The following is a 24,695-nucleotide window of genomic DNA, read 5'->3' as shown; positions in this document are numbered from 1 at the left end:
TTTTTATCTACTTAATGGTAACCAAACCGACATTTCTGAGTGACCTCTATTGCCCCACGCAAAATATGGCACCAGTTTTATTGGAGTGGTTTCATTCGTTTTTGAAATTGGATGATAGAGTGTGTTTGTCCAATCTGTTTTAGCTCTCAATTTTGCACTACCTTCTAAACTCATCATTTGTGCACCATCAATGGTTATTGGCGTTGCTTTTAATATTATTGAAAATGGAATAACAGCGTTGAAGATATTTTTCCCTTGGAAATCATTAGATTCTAAGCAGTAAACAACTGGTCCCCTTTTAACAGCTACTTGATTTCTATTTTCCTCAACCAATGGATTTGATTCAATTAATTGAGCTTCCATTGGTAAAATAAGCTCTACTACATCGCCTACTTTCCAATTCCTGTTTACTTCAACATAGGTTCCAGATTTTGCAACAACATTAAAAGGTTTTCCATTTATATTGATTTTTGCATTGCTCGTCCATCCAGGAATGCGGAAAAACATAGAATAAGCTTTACCAGCAGTTTCGTTTACTGTAACCTTAATATTTCCATCCCAAGGATAATTGGTTACTTCAGAGAGGCTAATTTTAACCCCATCTGCCAGTTTAGTATTTACTTTGTTGCCACCATATAAGTTAAACCAAATTCCTTTATCAGACACGCTGTAAGCATAAGCACTTACTTCGGCAATGGTACGCACTACATTTGGTGGACAACAATTAGACAAAGAAATGTATGGCACCCTGTCTTTAGACCAGCGTTGCTTGAAAGGTAAATTATCGCTTTGCGCCAAAGGATTGGTGTATAAAAAGTTTTTACCATTTAAGCTGATGCCTGATAAAACGCTGTTATGCAGTGCTAATTCCATTACATCAGCATATTTTGCATCGCCTGTTAATTGCAGCATTCTCCAGTTCCAAAGCACATTACCAATGTTGGCGCAGGTTTCATTGTGAGCTGTGAAGTTTGGTAATTGATAATCTCTACCAAATGCCTGATGGATTTTTTGTACCTCAGTTGGATTATAAGAAGTGCCATCTGGCGAAGTCCCATCATACAAAGAGCCTAATCCTCCAGTAACATACATTTTGTGGCTGTTTACATCATCCCACATCAAGTTTAAAGATTTCATTAAACTATCATTTCCAGTTTCTGAATATAAATCGGCTACGCCAGCATACAAATAACTTGCCCTAACGGCGTGGCCAGTGGCTTTTGTTTGCGTTAAAAAAGGAATTCTATCTTGGTTATCATCAGTTCCATCATCTATTTTGCCTTTAATGGCGATTAAATGTTTGGCCAGTTCTAAATACCTAGGTTCTTTTGTGGTACGGTACATTTCTATCACGCCCATATAATGAGAAGGGCAAATTGCATTTCGAGCCAAGGTTGGCGATGCCGTTTTGTAGAAGTTGTACAAATATTCAGTCGCTTTTTTAGCTACGTTTAATAAAGATGTTTTTCCCGTAGCACGAAAATGTACACAAGCGGCCGTCATTAAATGTCCGATATTGTAGGCCTCGAAACTTAATCTATCTTGAAACTGATTTTTTGAGCCTGTTTTGCGTTGCTCAATCATTGCCTTGGTGTAGATATAACCATCTTCACGCTGTGATTTAGCAATAACAGCTATGGCTTTATCCATCATTTCATTTAATTTTGGATTACCCGTTGAAGCATATAAACTTGCCATTGCTTCTAAGGTTTTGTAATAATCGCCATCGTGAAACGAAGGTCCTTTATGGTTTCCAGTGTCTAATCCGGCAGCAATTTCAAAGTTTTTAAAAGCGTGACTGGTTTTAGGGTCGTTATAAATTGCCCACATATTTGGCACCATTGTTTCGGTTGCCACTTTAAAGCGGTCTGCCCAAAAACCTTTGGTCCAAGTCACATCCTTCATGTCTAAACTTTTCAATTTAGCATAGGGGCTATTGGTATTGTAGGTTAAGGCGTTTTGTTGGGCTTTTGTGGAGTTTAACGCTAGAAAGAGTAATACGATTAGTCCGAAAGTCGGAAAAACCGAAAGTCCGTAATTTCTATTAAGTTTCTTCATCATTATTTCTCTTCAATTTTAAGGGTAACTGGCCCGAATAAACCAGCTGGATTTAATGGTTTTCCACCTAAACGAAAAGGTGCAGTAGTATTTGTAATTCGTTTATCAACAGGTAATTTACTATCTCCAATTAAACGATTAGCCCAAGTGTTGGTTACTTGTATTTCAATTTGGTTTTCACCTTGTTTTAAAGCTTTGCTTACTTCTAACTCAAATGGTGCTGTCCATAATGTACCACAATCAATTCCATTTATTTTTACCTCAGCTATGCTTGAGAAAGCACCTAAATCTATCCAAACTTTATCTGTAGATTTTCCATCAAAGTTGAATGTTTTGGTGTAGGATGCTGTACCAGAATAATACTTGATGGCACTATCAGCATTTAATGCCCAATCGGTTAAAGTTTTAAATTCAACAGGAGTTGATGGGCCGCCATAAGATGGGTTGAATTTTACTTGCCAATCTGTAGAAAGGTTTTGAATGGGTTTAAAGGTTTTCCAATTATTTCCAATATCATATACAGTATCAGTTGTTGACTTTTCAAAAATCACGAACAGGGATTGATTAGGAACTAAATTCATTCTAAAGCTTGTACTTTCACCAAAAGAATACCACTCTTTCAATTCAATAGTCTGATTACTAACCGCATCAAACAATACAGGAATTTTATCTTTAATGCGAAAATTAAAATCAACCTTTCTTTCTTCTTTGAGTTGATTAGATATAAAATAAATATCTTTATCTATAGCTTTTCTGTGAGTATAAGCAACGTTTTCAACAAAAGTTATCATTTCTGAAGTACAATCTTGTGTTACTGATAAATCTGGCTCTATTCCAATATCAATAAAACTTGACCTTTTAAACGGTGCTAGAATTACTTTTCCAAAGCCAATTATTTTTTCTAGAGTTGAGTTATAATTATCTTTAAAATCCTTCTTGATTTCACTGAATTTCCCATCCCAAATTTGATTAACCAAACCATTAAACTCAGAATCATTAACTTTTTGTAATCCAATTTGATATAATGGTTTTTCTCCTACAATAATCGTTGCCCCGGCTTTTACCAGTTCTACCAATTTTTTAACTGCAGCATAACTCATATATTGGTAATTCGGGTTCATTTTCATATCCCCTGGAATAACCAAAACCTTATACGATGCGCCACTTGCAAACACGACTTCTCCATTATTAACGGTTGCTGTACTTAAAACATCTGGGTTAAAACTGTCATAAGCATAACCTCTCAAAGGGTTTACCCAATTTTCTGGGTCGGCCATATTTGCCGAATGAGAAACACCAGCTGGAATTGACCTTAAAGGCTCACCAAAGTTTGCTAAACGTTTCTTTTCAGCTTCTACCACATCGGCACCAAAAAGACCTGGTAAAGTAGAAACTAACCTATCCGGCAAAACTGAGCGACGAGGCAATTCTTCGCCAGTAAAAACTGCGATATCAACTACTGGTTTTCCTTGTTGTAGCAATTCTTGTGTTCTTATGGCATAATCTACCCAAGCTTTACTGGCTTTCCACCAAGTTTGGTCACGTTGAAAGTATAAACCAACGCCATCCAAAGTCATTCCTGGTTTTCTATCCATCCAAGGATTATGTGTAAAAACGTGATAAACCAATTTATTTATTCCTAATGCATAATTTCTGTCTTGCAAGGTTTTCATATTCATCGGACTTTCATTCCAGTCCATTCTAACCGTTGTAAAAGCTTCCGCTTGAATAATGTTCTTGCCATAGATATGAGCGCCAGAAATAGCATCAAGCATGTCATTTGGTTTATCATGAGTTGGACTATTTAACCAAAATTCGCCCATTGGCACATCTACAGTTTTGTAGTGCAATAAACCATCGCTCATCATTGTTGGGGCAATACTTTCTGCAGTAAATGTTACTCCCTTTTCTTTGGCTAAGGCTGCTAAGGTTTTGTAAAACTGGTCGACAACCAATTCTGAAATGGTCTTTCTAACATCATATAAAAAGCTTTCAGAAACCGATGCGCTTTGCACAGGCAATCCGGTCATAATTGGAAGATAAGGCGTTAAATCATATCCTCTGCGCTTTAAAAATTCCGCTTTAAAATTGCTTGACCAATTCTGACTGCCACATTCCCAGCTATCAACGTGAAACATGCTCAAAACCTTTGAAGCTATTTCTGGCCCACCATATTTTAAAGCCTCTCCATACCATTTATTGAACTGTAATTTTACAGCTGTCGGATTAAATTTATCAACCTCCAATCCTATTGCAGCGCCACCAGTCGCATTTTTTTGTCCGGTTGAAGTATGCCCTACTCTTAAGATTGTCCAATTCCCTACTGGAACTTTCCAATCTAAACTACCATCTGATTTTAACTTTGCAGTTAGGTTAATTATTTTATTTAATGGCACACATGAATTGCTTGGCAATTGCTCATTGGTTGTCCTTTTACTGATGCGCCAAACAGAACCATTTTTACCCTCAAACTGATTTATTTTAGCTTCAGCAAATAATTCTAGGTTTACCAATTTTAAAGAAGGTTTCCATTTTGCAGCATCTAAATCTTCGGAACCGGGCTCAGAACCAGTTTTATCGTAAACAAAACGGAAAAATTTAGCAATAGTTGGCACGATTGAATGTGTTACATCTTCATCCGTATCTTGCCAACCGTGTCTTGGTGGCTCTAATCTGCCAATTGAACGAAAGGTTTTACCATCATTGCTAACTTCTATTTTTAATCGCTGAGCTTGGTAGTTATTACCACTTACTTTAATCTTAATTGTGCGACAAGTAAATGGCTTTTCGAATTCATACTGAATGTAAAGTGATTCATTTGAACCAAAGTTTTGTTTGTTATCTGGTTTAACTAATCCACTTCCATCTGCTCCATTACTAGCAGTAATTTTAGGAATTATGGTTTGCGTAGATTGGTTTGTTCCTGTTGGGGATGGATAAGCATAAACAGCAATATCCTTATAATAACCTTCCTTCGATTCTGGTTGAGGTAATTTAATCTTAGTATTTGATGCATTGACAGTTATCTTTGACGAAACTACCTTTTGCATAGATAATTCTGGGGTAATCCACGGTCCGCCAGCAAGGGCAAAACCATCGCTTACGTGCATCCCTAATTTCAAATCTAAGCGTTTGGCTTCATCCATGGCAAACTTCACCATCTCCCACCATTCGGGCGTTAATTGCTCTATTGGTTTTTCATATAATGAAGGAGTTGATGACTTACCACCTTTAATGGTCATTAGGTAAGCACCACCAATTCCGTTGGTTTTCATTGCCTCTAAATCGGCAGTGATTCCTTTTTTAGAAATACCAGATTGTACCCAATACCAGAAAACCCAAGGTCTAGCATTTTCATTCTGTTGTGCGCTAAGCTTAAAACTAAAGGCACAAAGCAGAAAGAACAAGAAGATTTTGCTAAACAGTGGTTTCATTTTTATTCTTGTTTTTTTTTTACCACAAAGGCACAAAGAACACTAAGTTTGGTTAATTAATTTCTTCTTTGTGTCCTTAGTGTCTTAGTGGTTAGTTTAAATTATTTATGAGCGATTTTATAACCTTTCAATCCGAAATAAAGGATAACAATAAAACATACCAATGGAACATAGTAACCAAGTTGAACATTGTCATTGAATTTATCTATTAATGCGCCCATAAGTACAGGAACGATTGCTCCGCCAACAATTGACATAATTAACCATGAAGAACCTGGTTTAGTATCATCTCCAATACCTTCAATACCAAGTGCAAAAATGGTAGGAAACATAATTGACATAAAGAAACCTAATCCACCCAATGCATAAACCATAATAGGTCCAGTGCCTAATACTGCAACTAAACAAAGTAAAATGGAAACAATTGCATAAACAGACAATAGTTTTGCAGAAGATATAAATTGTAATAAAGCTGTTCCGGCAAAGCGACCAACTGTAAATAGAAAACCGTAAGCAATTAGATAATCTCCTGCCGTTGCTTCACTGAATCCAGCACCTTGTTGAGCAGCACGAATAAAAGAACTTGTTACACAAACTTGAGCACCAACATAGAAAAACTGAGCTACTACCGCCCACTTTAAATGTTTATGCCTCAATGCGCCCATAAAACTTCCCTTTGCTTCACCATCAATACTTTTAGTTTTTACTTCAGGGAAGTAAATAAAACAAAAAATGATAGCTATAATTACAAGTACGCTTCCTAGAATAATATAAGGCATTTTTACAGACGAGGCTTCTTCAAGAAAGTATGAGTTTCGGTTAATCTCTGTCATTGCTGCTAATTCTGCCTTAGAATATGACTTTCCAGACAAGATAAACCTCGACCCTACATAAGCCGCAACCATGGCTGCCAAGCCATTAAATGAAGCAGCCAAATTCAATCTACTAGTTGCCTTTGCAGGATCACCAAGTACTGCCGCATAAGGATTAGCTGTAGTTTCAAGAATTGTCAAACCACACCCAATGATAAATAAAGCAATTAAAAAGGTAGTGTATGATAACGAATTAGCTGCTGGAACAAAAAGAAATGCACCACCCGCAAACACCAACAAACCAGCAATCATACTCGCTTTATAACCAAATTTCTTTAAAATCATGCCCGCAGGAATAGCCATTAAAAAGTAGGCTAGAAATACTGAAGTATCAATTAACATTGATTGCACATTATTTAAATTGCAGGCCTTTTTTAAATGCGGAATTAGACTTGAATCTAAATTGTGGGCCATTCCCCATAGGAAAAATAGGCTTATCACAAAAATAAATGGTAATAAATACTTTTTGTTCGACGAAGAATCTCCTTCTACGATAATTTCAGGTTGATTGTTGTGGTTCATATTTTGGTTTTTATTTAGCACCCCTAAATCCCCTAAAGGGGACTTAAAGTATGGTTTATATTATTTTTTCTTAACTACTAGCAAGTGGTCGCATACTAAAACGATCTCTCCGTGTTGGTTAATAATTTCTACGTGTTCGGTTACAGTTCCGTATTCAGGTTTTTTAGCTTCTGCTTTTTCTGAAATGGTCACTTCAGAATGAATGGTATCGCCAATAGAAACAGGTTTTACAAAACGTAACTTATCATAACCTTTAGACATGGCTTCAGTATTTATTTCTGATGCGGTTAAGCCAATTCCAATACTAAAAACCATTGTGCCGTGAGCAATACGCTGTTTAAACGGCTGTGTCGCACACCATTCTGCATCCATATGATGAGGAAAAAAATCACCTGTGTGACCAGCATGAACCACAAAATCAGTTTCTGTTATGGTACGACCCAAGGTTACGCGTTTATCGTTTAAGAGGTAATCTTCAAAAAATTTTGATTTGAAATACATATTTTTTTATTCTTAATATCCCTGGCGGGTGTCTCCACCAGCCAATAATTATTCATTATTTAGATCCTTCGCTTTGCTCTGGATGACAAGCCTACATTAACTGTTCACTTACCTTAACCCCACCTTTATCACTAGACTGATAAGCACTTTCCACAACCGCCATCGTATTAATTACATCCTCTACACTGGTATTTAAAACTTTATCCGAACCTTCGTTATACCTCATTAAATTAGACATGGTGCCAATAAATGCTTCTGGAAACCAAGAGCCATCTAATTTTACTATTTGCCATTCAGGCGATTTTCCTTCTTCTAAAATACAATATTCAAAAACATCAGGTACGCCGTGAGGATAATCCATCAATAAACCTATTTTAGCTACAATTGCGCCTTTTGTCCCCTCCCATTTGATATAACTTTCTTGGTGGTTTGATCCAAAATCGTGGTCGTGATTGGTATTAATAACTGCGTGCAAGGTATCGCCGTAATCGAATAATATCGTACTACGAGATGATGACAAACTCTTAGCAGGATGTTTTAAAGTTTTCGCCAACACACTCTCAGGATTACCCAAAAACGAACGAATTAAATCTACGTAATGAATACTGTGGTACTGAATTTCTAACCTTGGATGTATAATTACGTAAGGAAAAATCTCCCAAGGCGTTTTAATCGTCACACGAACTTCCATATCGTATAATTCGCCAATTAAACCAGCATCTATTAAATATTTGGCTGCGCTTACAAATGGCGCATAGCGTAATTGAAAATTGATGGCCGCTTTAAAATCCTTTTCCCTACATAACGCTAAAATCTCTTTTGCCTGATTAAAATCATCGCCCATTGGTTTCTGAATTAATACAGCACTGCCATTGGGTAATTGTTTTAACGTTTCAATGTATTGCTCTGGCATAATGGTTAAATCATAAACCACATTTGCAGGAGCTAATGCCACAGCCTCTGCAACAGAATTATAAACATTGGGAATATCAAAATGGCCGGCTACTTTTTCTGCTCTTTCCTTGGTTCTATTAACAATACCGTGAACTTTAAAACCTGCTATTTTGTAAGCTGGCAAATGCGCATCAGTTACAATTCCTCCAGCACCAATAATTATAATGGGTTGTTCAGTTACTGGAAGTTCAGGTTTATATTTGATATCAATACTCATTTTTCTAATTCATTAATTTGTTGCTGTGCCAATTCAACCAATTTTTCTGTTGGTTCAGTCGTATTAATTGCAGCAAGTACCATTTCATCAATTATCGTTGCAATTTGCGCCCAGTTTTTCTTTTGAGGCAACATATTCGCTACAGCGTGTAATGTTTCTAATTTGTGGTAATATGGGATAATCCTATTAATCTCAGCATCATTCCAACTAGAGATTCTGCAACCAATACCACCTTCTAAAGTTAAAAGTTTATCGTTCTCCTGGTTTGTAACAAAACGGAGAAAATCATACGCAATAGCCTTGTTCTTACTTCCTTTTCCAATGGTATAAAGCCAATAAACATTTAAGGAAGCAGATATTTGGTCTGCAGCAGATGGTAAAACATCTACGTAAATTTTGCCCTTAACTTTTGAATTTGCATCCACTTCGCACATTGCAGCAAAACCAAACCAATTGATCATCATCGCTGCTTCGCCATTCATAAAAGCTAAACCTGCCGCTACTGAGTCAAATTGAGCAGAACCTGGATGAACTTTTGTTTTGTCCTTTACAATGTTTCTATAAAAGTTTAAACCGTCTATAGATGCTTTTGTATCGATGTTAATCGAACCATCTGTATCTACTAAACTTCCACCTCTAGTCCACAATTGGAGGCAATAATCGAATACGGTATTGTGTCCATCTGGGTAACAGGCAAAAATACTTCCATATAAATTATCCGCAGGGCGATTGAAAAACTCGGCAATTTGCCTAAAGTCTTCCCACGTTTGTGGAACCCTTAAATTTTTACCATACTTAGCAAAATAATCAGCTTGTTCTTTGTGGCTTTCGAAGAGGTCTTTTCTATAGATTAAGCATTCCGGACCATCGTGAAAAGGCAATCCAACTATTTTTCCATCGAAATTTTGTAGACTTAGTAAAGATTTGCTCCATCCATCAGGAAAATTTACCGGCGGATTTTTTTCAATGTTATCATTTAAAACTTCAAAAGCATTGTTTACAAAACCCTCATAAATCCAATCAGTGTTGATATGGGCTACATCAAAATCTCCATTAGCTAAGCCATTATTGGTTAAGGTGCTTTCGTGAAGTTCGTGTAAATCCATCACCACCATATCCAATTCTAATTTACATCCAGATTGCGAGCAGTATTTATCCCAAAATTTCTGCATGGCAGATTCAAATGGAGCAAATTTGCGTACTGCAATTCTAAATGTTTCTTGTGGATTATGCACTTGCAATGGATTTTAAATTAAACTCTTTAATGATTTTTTCATTATCCTGGCCCAACTTAGGCGAACCTTTCGATGAAGTTAATAATTCTCCATCAATACGAACGGGACAGCGAGTAGTTTCATATTTATAACCATCAAGCATTTCTACTTCTTGTATCATATTTAAAACCTTAAATCCGTCGTGAGCCATTAATTGTTCCCAATTTAAAACATCGGCACACCAAATGTCGGCAGGTTCTAATTTAGAAAGCCATTTTTCTGTTGTTCCTGTTAATAAATGTTCGGCTATTATTGCCTTAATTTCATCTCGTTTATCATATGCTTCTTTGATATCGGTAAATTTCAGCATTGCCTCACATTCCAATAATTTCCCCAGTACCGGAATGGAACCCATGGCTAAAGCCAAATAACCATTTTGGGTCTGATAAATGCCATAAGGAGCACCTAAATAAGCATTAGCGTTATTTTTTACTGAACGTTCTGGTAATGCACCTCCGTCGTTCATAAAAGTTGTAATGGTCTCAAACTGGAAATCATAAGCAGATTCCATCATACTTACTTGTACCAAACCACCTTCATTTGTAATTGCTTTGCGATATAAACAAGCCAATAATCCTTGTGCTAAGTGAGCACCGGTTAGCATATCTATAATAGATAAACCCATGGCCACCGGACCGCTATCAGCATTGCCTGTTAAGGAAGTTAAACCTGTAACCGACTGTAAAAGCAAATCTTGACCAGGCTTATTTCTCCAAACACTTTCTTCGTTGCCAAATCCAGAAATTTCACCATAAATAATTGATGAATTGATTTCTGAAACAGATTGATAATCAAAACCCAATCTCTCCATCACACCAGGACGGAAATTATGGATCATGATATCTGCCTTTTTAAGCAATTCGCGAACCATTTCGCAATCTTCCTCACTTTTTAGGTCGACCTCAAAGCTTTCTTTATTTCTATTGATGGCGTGAAAAACTGATGATTCGCCATTCATAATTAAATTAGAAGTGTACAAGGTGCGACAAATATCTCCCACACCTAAACGCTCAACTTTAATTACACGAGCACCCATATCTGCCAGGCGTAAACTTGCCGATGGACCAGAAAGGAACTGACTAAAATCTATAACCAAATAATCTTCTAGAGGACGCATATTTTTTATTTTTTAACAAACCGTCATACTGAATTTATTTCAGCATCTTTCTTGCAATACAGACCCTGAAATAAATTCAGGGTGACGAATAGGTTCTTCTAATTTAATTCAAACTCTTCATTAATTCCCACATTGTGATGTCCTAAAATTGGTGCTGGTTTATCTGCATACAACTTATTACCATCCATCCTAAGTGGACTTGAAGTAGTTTTTATATGTTTACCATCACCCAAATTTAATTGCTGCTCAATTTTTAAACTTTTATAAACATCTAAATTTGTAGCTTCTCTATAATTTAAAACTGCAGCACACCAAATTCCATTACTTTCTAATAACCCGAGCCAATACTCTCTATTTTGATGTTTGAAAGTTTCACCTAATCTCAAAATTAATTTGTCTCTATTTTCGAATGTAGAATTTGCATCTGTATATAAATCAGTGATATCACAATCAATTATTGAACAAATCAACTTTAAATCGCCCATTGCTAGTGCGATATGTCCATTTGTAGTTGCATACATCCCGTAGGGTGCGCTTAAATAAGAGTGGGCGCTTCCTTTTACCGCACTTCGTTCTGGTAATTTTCCGCCATCATTTAAATAAGTAGTGATGACTTCAAATTGTACATCTAAAATCGATTCTAATAAACTCACTTCAACTAAAACACTTTGATTTGTCTTTGCTCTTTTTATTAAAGCAGCAATTAAACCTTGCGCCAAATGGTTACCGCACATGATATCAGAAACTGATAAACCAAATGGAACTGGGCCGTCTATATCACTACCAGATAAGTAAGTTAATCCGGAAACAGACTGCACCAACAAATCCTGTCCAGGTTTATTTGCCCAAGGACCCTCATTACCATAACCAGTAACAACGCCATAAATAATTTTTGAGTTGATTTCTTGAACGGAAGTATAATCTAAACCAATTTTCTCCATCACCCCTGGTCTAAAATTGTGAATCATGATATCGACCTTGCTGATTAACTTTTTCAATCTCACTAAATCATCTGCATTTTTTAAATCAGCTGCATAGCTCTCTTTGTTGCGATTAATAGTATGAAAAAGCAAACTATCATCATTTACAAAAAGGTTTTTGATAGATAATTGCCTACAAGCATCTCCTGTTCTTGGTCTTTCAATCTTGATTACTCTTGCGCCTAAATCTGCCAATCTTAATCCAGCAGATGGCCCCGCCAAAAATTGACAAAACTCTAATACCAAAACTCCTTCTAACGGTCTTCTCATGCTAATGTTAAGGTTTTAGATTCTTGATATAGTTTATTTAAATCTGCTAAAACTTGATACTCATTTCCACCTTGCATTAAATAATTTCTCACCACATCACCAGCATGGTCTTGAAAAAACATAGAACCATGGTAACGTGGACGAAGAAATGCTCTTTCTAAAGCTGGCAAAGTATTTAAATAATAATTTTGGCTTTGTCTATTTACCTCTTCATTTTTCCAAGCGATTAAATGTCCTGGTTGACCGCCACTTTCGAAATATAAACTTGATTGACAAGCTGGTGAACCTACAAATTTTGCATATTCAACCGCGATTTCTTTGTTTTCGCATTTAGAAGAAATTGCTAAACCTGTTCCACCTAAAGTGCTTCTCAAATTGGTTTTGCCATCCAAAGAAATCATATCATGAAAATGCAAAGGCTTTCGAGCATATCCGTTTCTTGAGTAATTTGAATAACCATAGGCAAATGGACAATAAGCAACCTCATCACTTTGTGTCATTGCTTCATAAACCTGAATTGGGTTTCTATTAAAGTTTCTTACATCAATTTTTAATGCCAATTGGAGATACATTTTTAAAGCCTTAACACCAATTTCTTCTGAAATTACAATATCATCTGCTTGGCAAGGGTCTTCACCTAGAGAGCAACACAGCGTATAAAAATTCATCAAAACATCAATCGGGATGCCTGCAAAAGCCACTAAACCTTTATCTGCCAATGCCAATAAATCTTCAAAAGATTTGGGTAAGGATAAACCTTTTTCTTCCAGTAAATCTGGCCTGCTAGATGCCACAGGAGTTGCTGCATCTATCGGCAATGCCCATTGATGGTTATTGAAATTATAACTATCGTAAGAAGCACCTACAGAATTTACTTCTTGGTCTTTTAAATAATCAGCTAGCAAATATTCATCTAATGGGATAATCGATTTAGTTCTTGAAGCAAAACCTGCCCAAGGATGGTCGATAACCAATAAATCAAATCGCTCTGCCAATTCTTGAATAGAGAAATCTGCAAATTGCTGTAAACTTCTCTTTTCCCAAGTAATCTGAACATTTGGATTTAGCTCAGCAAATCGCTGTGCCGTTGCCACCATTGGCAATAACCCACGACTATGGTTCCAAGTAATTCCTTTTAAAATTATATTCTTACTCATCATTCTCTCTTTTCTTTCCCGCTGATTGAGATGATTTACGCAGATTAATTATCATCTGCGGAATCTGTTAAATCTGCGGGAGATATTTTTATTTCTTCACTGTTGTTATCAAAATCGATGAACTTGCTAATCCATTCGAAGTTGCTGTTAATTTAATGGTTCCAGCTTTTTCTTTGGCTTGAATTATCGCCAAACAAAGTCCGTTAAATGCTTTTCTATAGCTTGCTTTAAAAGGCTCTAAACTTGCTTGAAATCCATTGTCAACTCCGGCAATGAAACCTTCTCCTTCTATTTTAAAATTCACTAAATTATCCGCATTTGGCACTAAACTCCCATCCTTATCTAAAACCCTGACTGTAATAAATGATAAATCTTTACCATCGGCTTTAATATTTTTTCTATCAGCAATCAATTCAATTTTAGCTGGAGCACCTGCAGTTTTAATTTCTCTAACCAAAACTTCTTTTCCGCCTTTGCGAGAAATGGCTTTTAACGTTCCAACTTCATAATTCACCTTCCACATCACGTGCAAATCTTCGCCTTGTTTGCTCTTTTTGCCAAGCGATTTTCCATTCAGATACAATTCTACTTCATCAGCATTGTTGTAATAAGCCCAAACCTCCACAGATCTGCCTGCTGACCAGTTCCAATGCGGTAAGATGTGTAAAACAGGTTTGTTGGTCCACTCGCTTTGGTATAAATAATAAGAATCTTTAGGGAAGCCTGCCAAGTCTACAATACCAAAATAAGAGCTTCTAGCAGGCCAAGCATAAGGCAAAGGTTCGCCCAAATAATCAAATCCAGTCCATACAAAAATGCCCGAAACATGGTTGTATTTTTTAGCTTCCTTTAAAGTTTCTTCATGGGTTGAACCCCAATAGGCTGAAACATTATCATAGGCTGAAGCTGCCCAATCCTTATTACCTTCTGTAAATTTGGTTTTCCCGTCTTTTGGCCAACGGCGAATGCTATCGGCAGTATCATAATAACCTCTAGTTTCTAAAGCAGACGTAGTTTCTGCAGCTAAAAACTTAACATTCGGATAGTTAATTGGGAAATCTTTATACTTTTTATGGTTATAATTTAATCCGTAAATATCTAAAGCACCAGCTTGGTAGATGAAGTTTTTTTCGGCAATGGTTTCTGTAAGTGCAGAAATTACGGGGCGAGTTCTATCTAAATTTTTAACAATGGTAACCAGTTCTTTAGTGAGCGCAATACCTGTACTATCAAACTGTTCGCGAATTTCATTTCCAATACTCCATAAAATGATGGATGGGTGATTAATATCACGCTTAACCATATCTTCCAAATCTGTTCTATGCCAATTGGGGAAATTTAAATGGTAATCGTTTTTATTTTTCTTTTTAGCCCACATGTCAAAAGCTTCATCCATTACCAAAAAGCCCATTTTATCACATAGATCTAGAAATTCTGGCGCTGGAGGATTGTGCGCTGTTCTTATTGCGTTTACGCCCATCGCTTTCATGATTTCTAACTGACGCTCCATTGCGCTGACATTTACAGCTGCACCTAAAGCACCTAAATCATGGTGCAAACAAACACCTTGAATCTTCATTGATTTTCCGTTTAATGAAAAACCTTTTTGAGCATCAAAATTGAATGAACGAATACCGAATAAAGTGGTTTTGCTATCGATTACTTTTCCATTCTGCAAAATTTCAGTAACCAATTTATATTGTTTTGGATGAGCCACCGACCATAGAATTGGATTTTTGATAGATAAATCTGTAGTCATATCTAGGTTACCGGTATCTAGTTTTAAAAAATATGAATTACTCTTTTTAACTAACTTGCCATTTTCATCATAAATTGAGTTGATTAAAGCACCAGTTTGATTTTGTTTGGTCTTGTTGTAAATGATAGTACCAACATTAACTAAAACCTTGCTCCCATCTGTAGAAAGTTGTGGGTCTACTTTCACTCCCCAATGAGCAATTGCCACTTTTGAAGTTGAGGTTAACCATACATTTCTGTAAATTCCAGAACCCGAATACCAACGTGAATCTGGTTGGGCAGAATTATCTACCTTAACAACGATGGTATTTTTACCTGCTTTTAGATATTTGCTTAAATCGTAAGCAAATGAGATGTAGCCATACGGACGTTTGCCTATAAATTGACCATTTAACCAAACCTCGGAGTTTTTGTAAACACCATCAAATTCTATGGTTGTAATTCTATTTTGAAAATTTGCTGGAGCGATAAAATCTTTTCTATACCAACCAATTCCAGTCGGTAATCCACCACCCTCTGGTTTAGCAGGATTTTTCTCGTCGAATTTCCCTTCAATGCTCCAATCGTGGGGTAATGTTAATTTACGCCATTTAGCATCATTAAAAGTTGTGCTTTTTGCTTTAGGCTCATCGCCTAAAAAGAACTTCCAATTTTTGTTAAAACTTTCTCTAACTCTTGATTGCGCATAAGTTCCAACGCTCGCAAAAAGCATTAGAAATAAGATTTTATATTTTAAATTGTTAATCATTACTGGTTTACAAAATTCACTTTACTTTTCCCTAAATCTCTTGAAGTTGCAACTGCAATTCCTCGTTGGTTTTTCTTATTTACCGCACAATAGAAATGATAAACAATTCCTTTATGTTTTAACACGAAAGATTTATGCGCATATAATTCATCATATTTTTCTGAAGACTGAATAAGGTTTTCGCCGTTCCAATCTGTCCAGTTCACTAAATCATTTGAAGCAGCAAAACGATTAAATGCGCCTTTTCTATCTTCCCAAAAAGCACCGAAATAAAACATTACCCAAGTATTATTTATTTGCTGTATCACTCCGTCTCCTGTTATCCCAACTGGGTGATGAACAACCGGATTTTTCTGAAATCTTTTCCAATTTACCATGTCATCAGAAACAGCCATTCCAATGCGCTCATACCACCTTGTTTTTTTATTGTTTACCAACGAATCGCCAACTGCATTGTAATACATCACAAAGTGATGTCCTGTTAACTTTTCTTTATCTTCAATTATCGAACTTTTGAAAAGTTTATTCCTGTTTTCCCACCACCTTACATCAGCATCTGCTGAAGTTAAAACTGGTTTTGCTAATCTTGTCCATTCTTGAGCAGACCAAGGATTACTTTCTACATAAGCCATTCCGATAGATAAGGGTTCAGTTTCATAACCTTTTTCCTTACCACCGAAATAAGACATCCAATATTTGCCATCGAATTTAGACAGCTTATAATTTCCATCCCATTTTGTATTGCTTAAAGCATTGTAACCTGCTTTTTGATTGTCATCCCAGTTGCCTGCATCACCAAATGACATTTGTTTGCCGAGGGTTTCCCAGTTCAATAAATCCTTACTTTTTGCCAACCAAGTTTCATAACCTCTTCCACTGTAAATCAAGTAAGTCATGTACCAAAATTTCCCTTTTCGGAAAATAGTTGGGCAATCCATTTTATGTTGTTCATCATTAGGAACTAACACTAAACCATATTTAAAAGGTGTTTTTACTTCTTGATAAATCTTTTCCATTTCTGCTTGAGAAACAGGATTAGATTTTTGAGCATTTACTTTTAATGCACAAACAAACAGGAAAAAAGCTAAACTTATCTTTCTCATTTGTTTTGAACTTTAAATTTATAAACGCCAGAACCTATGGCAATTTTTGCTTTATTCCCATCGTAATTAAGAATTTTGAACTCTCCATTACCTTCATTAATTATGCTTTGTGGTCCGTTTACAGGTAAATAAACTGTAGCCGATGTATTTGCAGGAATGTTTACTTCAAGCTCAAAACTCGTTGCTGATTTTTTCCAATTGGTGGTAATTAAACCATAAGGAGAATTGTAGCTTGTGTTAGCGGAGGTTAAATCCCCAACAATTTCTGGCTGGATTTTAATCTTGTTAAAAGCGATAGCACCTTCATCTTGCCTAATGCCACCCACACCACTATAAAACCATTCCATTAAATGACCTAACATGAAATGATTGTTGGAAACTGTTGGCAATGCTGCCCAGCTTTCTGTTAAAGCAGTAGCACCTTTTGCAATTTGCATTCCGTAACCAGGTACATCAGAGCGACTATTCATATCAAATATCACATCAGACCTGCCTTCATCTTCCAAAACCCTTAATAAATAACGGTAACCAATATCTCCTGCGGTAAGGCTATTATTTTTGCTTCTAATGTCTTTTATGATGTTATCTACGACAGCTTGTTTGTACTGTGGCTCAACCAATTCCATATAAACAGCCATTGCATTTGCAGCTTGACTACCAGTTGCATATTGCTTGGTTTCGGCATTAAAGAATTTAGCATTAAAGGCTTTACGAACTTCAACTGCAAGATTTTTATATGCAATCGCATCTTGGGGTTTGCCTATTAGATTAGCAATTTTTTCTAGTATTTTTAAGTCGTAATAATAGATTGCCGTTCCCGTAACTCCCATTGGCGTTAATTGAGAAACACCAGGAGGATTTGGGCCTAAATCGTACCAGTCGCCTAAACCTTGAGCTAAAATATGGTTGTTTGCTTTCGTCTTTAAATAGTTGATGTAACGTTGCATCATTGGGTAATAATCAACCACGGCTTGTTTATCACCATACCATTGATACAAATACCAAGGCATTAAAATCCCACTACTACCCCATTCTGGAGAGTCACGAAACATATCTCCACCCCAAGTAAACTGAACATATTCTGGTGCAATTTCAGGGATTAAACCATCAGCAGTTTGCGAATTTTTCATATCCTGCAAGGCTTTTTTAAATAACGGGGCTACATCATAATTATAGCGAACCGAACTTCCCATTAAGTGTAATTCTTCTAACCAGCCTAATTTTTCACGATGCGGGCAATCGGTAAATACACTGACCATATTGCTTTTAATCGCCCAATCAATTAACGTAAATGTTTTATTGAACAATTCATTTGAGCTATTAAAACTGCCAACTGTTGTTGCCGCATTGCGGATGTGAAGACCTTTCAAATCTTCAATAATAGCTCTATTTGATGAATTTTCTTTGCTAACTGGAACCCCGCCTTTTACTTGCAAGTAGCGAAAGCCAGTGTACATAAACTTTGGTCGCCAAGTTTCTAAACCATCGCCTTTTAAAATGTAAGTGAAGTAAGATGGACCACCAATATTGCGTTGCGTAACACTTCCATCAGCCTTTAACAATTCTGCTGGAGTAATGCGAATGGTGTCTCCCTTTTTGCCACGAACTTTTAGTTCAATAATGGCTGATGAATTTTGTCCTAAATCATAAACCCATTCACCATTATTTACAGGCTGAATTGTTTTCGCACTAAAATTTTCAAAAACTTTAACTGGTTCTTCTTTTTGCGCATTCAGTTTCGGTCCGTCAACAAGCAAAGCTGATTTCCATTTACTATCATCGAATTTCGGCAAATCCCAACCTTTTTGTTCCAAATTTGCGTTATGATCTTCGCCACCGTAAATGCTCGAAAAAGTAATTGGCGATGGCGCTGTTTTCCAAGTTGGATTAGAAATGATATTTTCATTTGTACCGTCAGTATATTCTATCGCCAAACGGCAAATCATTTTAGGATAACCAAAAGCAGATTTTAGCTTTCTATATCTGCTAGAAATGGGTGGAACATAATAAAACCCATTACCCAACATTACCCCGATTACGTTTTCTCCGGCCTTTATTTGCTTTGTTAAATCGTAGGTAACATATAAGGCTTCTTTATCATATTTTGTCCAGCCGGGAGCTAAAAAATCATCCCCTACTTTTTGTCCATTTAAGTTCATTTCAAAATGCCCCAAACCAGCAATAAAAACGGTAGCTTTTTTTATAGACTTCGTAACGCCAAAACTTTTGCGAAACATTGGCAGAATGTTGTTTTCTTTGAAAGTATCTTTTTTTCCATCTACCCAAAGATCGGTTTGATTAGAATCTGTAATTTTATTGTAGGCGATCCAATGTGCGCCTTTCCAATCAGTAATAGACAATAAACCCATTTGCCAAAAAGAGGTTTTGCTCCAAGCAGATAAACCTTTGTTATCCCAAACCTTAACTTTCCAATAATATTTTTTAGTTGATAAAAGCTTTAATCCATTATATTTTACTTGAATAGATTGATTAGAAGTAAGTTTTTTCGAATCCCAAATATTGCCTTTGTTGCTTTTTAAGTCGCCTAAGTTATCTGCAACTATAATTTGATAAGCAGATTGAAGAACATTGTATTGTGAAGACTGCAGTTTCCAGCTTAAAGAAGGCTTAGCAACATCAACTCCTAATGGATTTGTCCTGTATTCACAAGTTAAATCAACAATTTTTAATTGCTGGCCATAAGTAGGAAAAGCAAATACAAAGAATAAGAAAGCTGTTAGAATTCTGTTCATTTTTTTTAAATAAATTAGCATTGGTTGCTGCTAATATTTAATCGCTATGCGATACAAATAATATCTGTTTATAATTTGGTTGCTAATGCTTTAATTATATTTAAGCTTCAATTCAAATATAAATGTTTTTTTTAAATATGAAAATTTTTATAGCTAAAAAAATTACCTATCTTGAAAAATAATAAATTACAAAGCATTTTGTATGTTTGAAAAACTAACTATAAAATATTACTTGGCATAATGAACGAAAATGAATCAAAATATCAGGCTCCAGCTCTCGATAAAGGACTTGATATATTAGAATACCTTTCAGCTCAATCGATTCCACTTTCTCAGTCTGAAATTGCTATTGGAATTGATAAAACCCCAAATGAAATTTACAGGATGTTGATGAGTTTAGAGAGCCGTGGCTACATTTTAAGGGATGAAGTTTCGGGCAAATACCGTTTATCTTTAAAGCTTTTTTACTTGTCACATCGCCACTCTCCTGTAGACGAATTGAGAAAAGCAGCACAGTTTCCTTTAGAAGAACTGGCTGATACCGTTCGACAATCTTGCCACTTGAGCATTTTATACATGAATCAAGTAATGGTAATTATCCACGCAAAAAGCCCAGGTCCAATTGCACTTTCTATTGAGGAAGGAAACCTATTTCCATTGCCTTTAACTGCCTCTGGTAAAGTTTTATTGGCTTATATGAATGAAGCAGAGCGAACCACGGTTTTAAAAGCTAATCCGATTTACAAGAAATATCCAAAACCTAAAAGAGATGAGTTTTTAGCGTCCTTGGCCAATATCAAAGAAACTGGAGCTTATTTTAAACCCAGTGATTTAGCAGAAGGTGTTTCAGACATTTCACTTCCGATAGGAAAACATAGTACAAATGGCATTATAGCTTGTTTAACCATCTCGATGCTGAGCACTTTAAATATTAACAAGAATATAAAGAACGATGAGATATTAGCTGAAGCTAATAAATGTGTTAAAAAAATTGAGCAAAGGATTGGGGTTTTAGGGTTGTAAACTTAATAAGGCGTCATTGCCAGCTTGACTGGCAATCGTAATGCTTTGAGCAGGTAAGCAAACCTATTAAGTGCTTTACGATTCCCGTTTTCACGGGAATGACGAAACCTTTCTACCCCTGATACTTCACCAAATACTCAACTCCTTTTTGTATCGTTACTTCGTATAAACCTTTTGAGATTTCTTTTACTTCTGCTCCATTTACACTTGGCTTAGTGACACTTCTAAATCTCAATTTACCAACACCATCTGCTGCTTTAATCTTTATTTCTTTCTTACTTACCGAAACAGCAATTTCTCCATTATTAGTTGGCACTTTACCTTCCATCCATTCTAAACCTCCTAAATTTGGTTCAATCATATAAGTTTGATAAGCGGCTGAAGTAGGTTTAACACCCAAATAATATTTACCTAATAGATAAATTGGACTAGCACCCCAAGCATGGCACAAGCTTTTACCAAATGGTCTACCATACATTGCTAAATGTCCTGTGTCTCTCTTATCAGGATTATATTCTTCCCAAAATGAGGTTGCTCCTAGTTTTAACATTCCACCCCAATAATTTTTCATTTCTTTTAAAACATAAAGTTGTTCCCCCATTGCACAAAGTGCCTCCAACTCGTAAAAACGCATATATGGAGTGGTAATTTTGGCAACTTTATCATTCAACAACACATTCTTTTTTACTTCTAATTTTTGTGCTGGCGTAAAATAATCAAAGAAAATACCGAACATATTGGCGTAACGAGTTACGTTATCTGTCTGCTTTCCATTAATACGGCTATGAACTAAAGCTTGTTTAGTAGGGTTCCAGTACAAGGCAAATATTTTAGCTTTTAACTCAGCTGCTTGTTTAGAATAGATAACTGCGCTTGCATTATCATTAGCTAATTTGGCGCATAAAGCCATTGTTTCTAAACTTCTGCAATACAATAACTGCTCAAAGCTCACTTCGCCTTCTTTGCTTAATTTATCTGCCCAATCTATAAAAATCCAATCTCCAGGCATCCATTCTAATAAACCATTTTTGTTTTTACGACCATCAATGTAAGTCATTAAGGTTTTCATCCTTGGATAAATATCTTCTACGAATTTTTGATCTCCAGAATATTGATAATAATCATAAATACCTAAAAACCAATAGAATGAATAATCCATAATGGTATTGATGTGAGCTGTAACAGGATCTTTTCCGCGTTGTGCCCACAATGTTCTTTTTACAGTTGACGCATCAAAAAACGAATAATAATTCATTAAGTAACTTTGGTAGGCATCTCCACTCCACACCCATCTGTCACGTTTAATGCCATCGATAAAAAACTCTCTTGTATTAAGCTGGAAAGTGTATTTAGAAACGTCATAAATCTTGTTCAATTCAACATCAGAACTTTTAAAACTTCCTCGTTCTGCCACAGGCGAATATTCATAAAGCATAGAAACCGAATCGAGCGATACAGCACCTTCTGGCTGAATATTTACATACCTAAACGCCTTAGAAAGTATCATTATTGAATCTGTTTTTTTAGATAAATCAAGCTCCAATAAATCTAAAGTTTCGCATTTATCGACCGACAAAGCTTCTTCTTTCGATTCTCCATAATAGATATTTAATTTGCCTTTTCCTTTTAGTCCATGAACTTTGATGAAACCAAAAGTTTCTTTGCCAAAATCTGAAATAAAACCTTTATTTACTTTATCTGTTTTAACCGCAAACATTGGAGTTGTTGGCAACTTAAATTTTGAAGGTGGAGTTAACGGGTCAGTTAAATTCCACGTTCCTGCATTAACGAAGGTTGTTCCAGATTTATCTGATGTTTTTCCACTCGCATCAATCCATTCTTTGTCCTCAAAAGTGGTTAACCAAGTCTCATCAGAAACCACAGTTTTACCTTGTACAAAAATGGCTGGCACTTGAGCTGTGCTATAAACTTTTAAGCTTAATTTATGCTTTCCTGCAGGGATAGTAATGGTTTTTGGGAAACCAGTAATTGCCTGACCATCAATTTTAACATTATAAGTTCCTTCTACATACAGTTTAACTTCTTCGGCCGTTGCCAAATTAAACTCTTTATGAAAATCTACTAAAACAAAGTGACTATCCATTTTCCAGAACACTGGAAAAAATGAACCTCTTTCTGTTCTGCGATTTTGCATTACGTTACTCATGTAAATATCAAAATCTCCTGGATACCATATCCAACTAGCTTTTTGAGCTTGAGCTTGCTCGATAAATAAGCTAAAAAATAAAGCAAGAGTAATGTAAAACTTAGTATTTAAAATCTTCATATCTTAGAATTAATGTCCGTTAAAGAAAATGTAAAGGGCTATCATTATTAAAGTCAATACACCAAAGGAAATCCATACTCTACGAGTAGGTTTCTCAATATTTGCTTGGTGCTCTTCATTTATTTTGTAAATAGATGGTGAAGTATCTGCCAAAGAAATAATTACAGAGAGCAAGGCTAATAATGCAAAAATCAGGAAAGATAAAACCATGTAATGTGGCCAAAAATCATACTTTGATGATGGTAAAACCCATAGGTAACAAACGCCAATTCCTAAGCTAATGATTGAGCCTATTGAAAGCGTAAAATTAACAGCTTTCTTAGTTGTTCTTTTCCAAAAAACTGTCGACAAGAACACTACTGATAATGGTGGAGCGATAAAACCAAGCACTGCTTGAAAGACATCAAATAACTTAAGTCCCTTAATATTATCTATGGCTAAGGCTACAAAAATGGCAAAAAGACAACCTGCAATAACCGTTAATCTACCCACTTTAATAATTTCTTTTGTAGTTGCTTTAGGATTGATTTTTTTCACATAAACATCCATTGTAAAAACGGTACTTAGGGAATTTAAGCAAGAACCAATTGTACCCACCAAAACGGCAATAAGCACCACGATTACCAAGCCGTTCATTCCAGGAGGAAATAAATTGGTTACCATTGTCATGTAAGCCATATCTGGATTGGCTAGTCCTGGATACAAAACATAACACAATATGCCTGTTATGATAAAAAGAGGTAATGATAATATTTTAAGCCATCCAATAAAACTAACGCCTAATTGCCCTTGCTCTAGGTTTTTCGCCCCCAAAACAGACTGCACCATAGACTGGTCTGTACAGAAGAAAGCGACAGCAGAAACTGGATAACCCAATAAAATAGCATACCAAGGATATTGCGGGTCGCTTGCAGGTTGTGCTAAATTCCAAAAATGCTTTGGTGTTTTTTCATATAAAGCTGCAATTCCACCTACCTTTTCTAAGCCTAGATATGTTAGTGCCAGTGAAACACAAATCAATAAAATCATTTGAAAAACATTCACTTTCGCGATGGCTTTTAATCCTCCAAAAAAAGCAAACAAACCTGCAAAAGCCACTAAAACCGTAACCGATTGCCACATCGGAATACCCAAAATCTGTCTAACTAAAACACCACCAGCAAATAAACCAAGCGACAACCAAGAAATTAAAATCTTTACCAATGCGTACCAAGCCAAGATATTTTGGGTAGAATCCCCATACCTGTTGCCCATAAACTCAGGCATTGTACTCACCTTTGCTGCCAAATATTTGGGTGCGAAAACAATGGCCAAAAGAAATAAGAAAATAAAGGCATACCATTCGAAATTTACTGCAACAATACCCGTTGCATAGCCGATGCTTGCAAATGCAACCAACATAGATGGACCAACATTGGTGCCCCACATGTTAAAACCAATACTGCTCCAGTTTAAGGACTTGTTGGCTAGAAACAGGCTTTCATCAGATCTTTTGCCCTTAGAAAAGCTAGCTCGATACCCTATAACCACTAAAATAACGAGATAGGCGATTACAATGATGTAATCTAAAGTCGTTAAACGTTCTACTATGTTGCCCATATTTGGTTTGTTAATTTGGTTTTATTCTCTTACCAACCGAAATTATTAGCCTCTGTTCGTTTCCCCAC

At 36.0% G+C, this 24,695-nt stretch carries 15 protein-coding genes; 1 reads left to right on the top strand and 14 read right to left on the bottom strand.

Features of this window, described 5'->3' with window-relative positions; translation table 11 throughout:
• Positions 1–3 precede the first annotated feature (3 nt).
• The 12 genes from EZ428_RS12145 to EZ428_RS12090 form a co-directional block, all read right to left on the bottom strand.
• Positions 4–2,061 carry an aceric acid hydrolase gene (locus EZ428_RS12145; protein ID WP_225871055.1) on the bottom strand — a complete coding sequence of 686 codons (2,058 nt, stop codon included), beginning with the start codon at positions 2,059–2,061 and terminating at the stop codon, positions 4–6.
• Positions 2,061–5,492 carry a glycosyl hydrolase gene (locus EZ428_RS12140; protein WP_131553441.1) on the bottom strand — a complete coding sequence of 1,144 codons (3,432 nt, stop codon included), beginning with the start codon at positions 5,490–5,492 and terminating at the stop codon, positions 2,061–2,063. Before EZ428_RS12140 ends, EZ428_RS12145 begins: the two co-directional genes overlap by 1 nt.
• A 101-nt stretch (positions 5,493–5,593) precedes the next feature.
• Entirely contained in the window at positions 5,594–6,886 is a 1,293-nt protein-coding gene (gene fucP / locus EZ428_RS12135; RefSeq protein WP_131553440.1) for an L-fucose:H+ symporter permease, read from the bottom strand.
• Between the two features lie 60 nt (positions 6,887–6,946).
• Positions 6,947–7,387: a MaoC/PaaZ C-terminal domain-containing protein gene (locus EZ428_RS12130; protein ID WP_131553439.1), complete on the bottom strand. Its 441-nt coding sequence runs from the start codon at positions 7,385–7,387 to the stop codon at positions 6,947–6,949.
• Positions 7,388–7,478: 91 nt separating this feature from the next.
• The gene (locus tag EZ428_RS12125) at positions 7,479–8,558 is read right to left on the bottom strand and encodes a Gfo/Idh/MocA family protein (protein ID WP_131553438.1); all 1,080 of its coding nucleotides are present in this window, start codon (positions 8,556–8,558) and stop codon (positions 7,479–7,481) included.
• Complete coding sequence (locus EZ428_RS12120) at positions 8,555–9,793, bottom strand: extracellular solute-binding protein (RefSeq protein ID WP_225871054.1); 1,239 nt, start codon at positions 9,791–9,793, stop codon at positions 8,555–8,557. Before EZ428_RS12120 ends, EZ428_RS12125 begins: the two co-directional genes overlap by 4 nt.
• Positions 9,786–10,949, bottom strand: a complete 1,164-nt coding sequence (locus EZ428_RS12115) for a CaiB/BaiF CoA transferase family protein (protein WP_131553437.1) — start codon at positions 10,947–10,949, stop codon at positions 9,786–9,788. Before EZ428_RS12115 ends, EZ428_RS12120 begins: the two co-directional genes overlap by 8 nt.
• 98 nt (positions 10,950–11,047) lie before the next feature.
• Positions 11,048–12,199 carry a CaiB/BaiF CoA transferase family protein gene (locus tag EZ428_RS12110; protein WP_131553436.1) on the bottom strand — a complete coding sequence of 384 codons (1,152 nt, stop codon included), beginning with the start codon at positions 12,197–12,199 and terminating at the stop codon, positions 11,048–11,050.
• A complete protein-coding gene (locus EZ428_RS12105) occupies positions 12,196–13,356 on the bottom strand; it encodes an ABC transporter substrate-binding protein (RefSeq protein ID WP_131554011.1) in 1,161 nt (386 codons plus the stop codon). The genes EZ428_RS12110 and EZ428_RS12105 overlap by 4 nt, the downstream gene beginning before the upstream one ends.
• Positions 13,357–13,444: 88 nt before the next feature.
• The gene (locus tag EZ428_RS12100; protein ID WP_225871053.1) at positions 13,445–15,826 is read right to left on the bottom strand and encodes a sugar-binding domain-containing protein; all 2,382 of its coding nucleotides are present in this window, start codon (positions 15,824–15,826) and stop codon (positions 13,445–13,447) included.
• 35 nt (positions 15,827–15,861) lie between these two features.
• Complete coding sequence (locus tag EZ428_RS12095; protein WP_131553434.1) at positions 15,862–16,965, bottom strand: glycoside hydrolase family protein; 1,104 nt, start codon at positions 16,963–16,965, stop codon at positions 15,862–15,864.
• Complete coding sequence (locus EZ428_RS12090; protein ID WP_131553433.1) at positions 16,962–19,718, bottom strand: family 78 glycoside hydrolase catalytic domain; 2,757 nt, start codon at positions 19,716–19,718, stop codon at positions 16,962–16,964. Before EZ428_RS12090 ends, EZ428_RS12095 begins: the two co-directional genes overlap by 4 nt.
• Positions 19,719–19,958: 240 nt before the next feature.
• Between EZ428_RS12090 and EZ428_RS12085 the strand changes: the two genes are divergently transcribed.
• Positions 19,959–20,741: an IclR family transcriptional regulator gene (locus EZ428_RS12085; RefSeq protein WP_131553432.1), complete on the top strand. Its 783-nt coding sequence runs from the start codon at positions 19,959–19,961 to the stop codon at positions 20,739–20,741.
• Between the two features lie 112 nt (positions 20,742–20,853).
• On the opposite strand, the gene EZ428_RS12080 is transcribed toward EZ428_RS12085, so the two are convergent.
• Positions 20,854–23,028, bottom strand: a complete 2,175-nt coding sequence (locus EZ428_RS12080; RefSeq protein WP_131553431.1) for an alpha-L-rhamnosidase-related protein — start codon at positions 23,026–23,028, stop codon at positions 20,854–20,856.
• A 9-nt stretch (positions 23,029–23,037) separates the two neighbouring features.
• The gene (locus EZ428_RS12075; protein WP_131553430.1) at positions 23,038–24,627 is read right to left on the bottom strand and encodes an SLC5 family protein; all 1,590 of its coding nucleotides are present in this window, start codon (positions 24,625–24,627) and stop codon (positions 23,038–23,040) included.
• Positions 24,628–24,695 lie beyond the last annotated feature (68 nt).

The organism is Pedobacter frigiditerrae (genome assembly GCF_004331645.1).
GTDB classification, from domain to species: domain Bacteria; phylum Bacteroidota; class Bacteroidia; order Sphingobacteriales; family Sphingobacteriaceae; genus Pedobacter; species Pedobacter frigiditerrae.
The sequence above is the reverse complement of the archived record's forward strand: the minus strand, read 5'-3'. Positions and strand labels throughout refer to the sequence as shown.

Excerpts from the sequence above, each read along its gene's own strand:
- EZ428_RS12085 (WP_131553432.1), top strand. The coding sequence starts at position 19,959 with ATGAACGAAAATGAATCAAAATATCAGGCTCCAGCTCTCGATAAAGGA.
- EZ428_RS12130 (WP_131553439.1), bottom strand. The coding sequence starts at position 7,387 with ATGTATTTCAAATCAAAATTTTTTGAAGATTACCTCTTAAACGATAAA.
- EZ428_RS12125 (WP_131553438.1), bottom strand. The coding sequence starts at position 8,558 with ATGAGTATTGATATCAAATATAAACCTGAACTTCCAGTAACTGAACAA.
- EZ428_RS12140 (WP_131553441.1), bottom strand. The coding sequence starts at position 5,492 with ATGAAACCACTGTTTAGCAAAATCTTCTTGTTCTTTCTGCTTTGTGCC.
- EZ428_RS12090 (WP_131553433.1), bottom strand. The coding sequence starts at position 19,718 with ATGAACAGAATTCTAACAGCTTTCTTATTCTTTGTATTTGCTTTTCCT.
- fucP (WP_131553440.1), bottom strand. The coding sequence starts at position 6,886 with ATGAACCACAACAATCAACCTGAAATTATCGTAGAAGGAGATTCTTCG.
- EZ428_RS12075 (WP_131553430.1), bottom strand. The coding sequence starts at position 24,627 with ATGGGCAACATAGTAGAACGTTTAACGACTTTAGATTACATCATTGTA.
- EZ428_RS12080 (WP_131553431.1), bottom strand. The coding sequence starts at position 23,028 with ATGAAGATTTTAAATACTAAGTTTTACATTACTCTTGCTTTATTTTTT.
- EZ428_RS12115 (WP_131553437.1), bottom strand. The coding sequence starts at position 10,949 with ATGCGTCCTCTAGAAGATTATTTGGTTATAGATTTTAGTCAGTTCCTT.
- EZ428_RS12105 (WP_131554011.1), bottom strand. The coding sequence starts at position 13,356 with ATGAGTAAGAATATAATTTTAAAAGGAATTACTTGGAACCATAGTCGT.
- EZ428_RS12100 (WP_225871053.1), bottom strand. The coding sequence starts at position 15,826 with ATGCTTTTTGCGAGCGTTGGAACTTATGCGCAATCAAGAGTTAGAGAA.
- EZ428_RS12145 (WP_225871055.1), bottom strand. The coding sequence starts at position 2,061 with ATGATGAAGAAACTTAATAGAAATTACGGACTTTCGGTTTTTCCGACT.
- EZ428_RS12095 (WP_131553434.1), bottom strand. The coding sequence starts at position 16,965 with ATGAGAAAGATAAGTTTAGCTTTTTTCCTGTTTGTTTGTGCATTAAAA.
- EZ428_RS12110 (WP_131553436.1), bottom strand. The coding sequence starts at position 12,199 with ATGAGAAGACCGTTAGAAGGAGTTTTGGTATTAGAGTTTTGTCAATTT.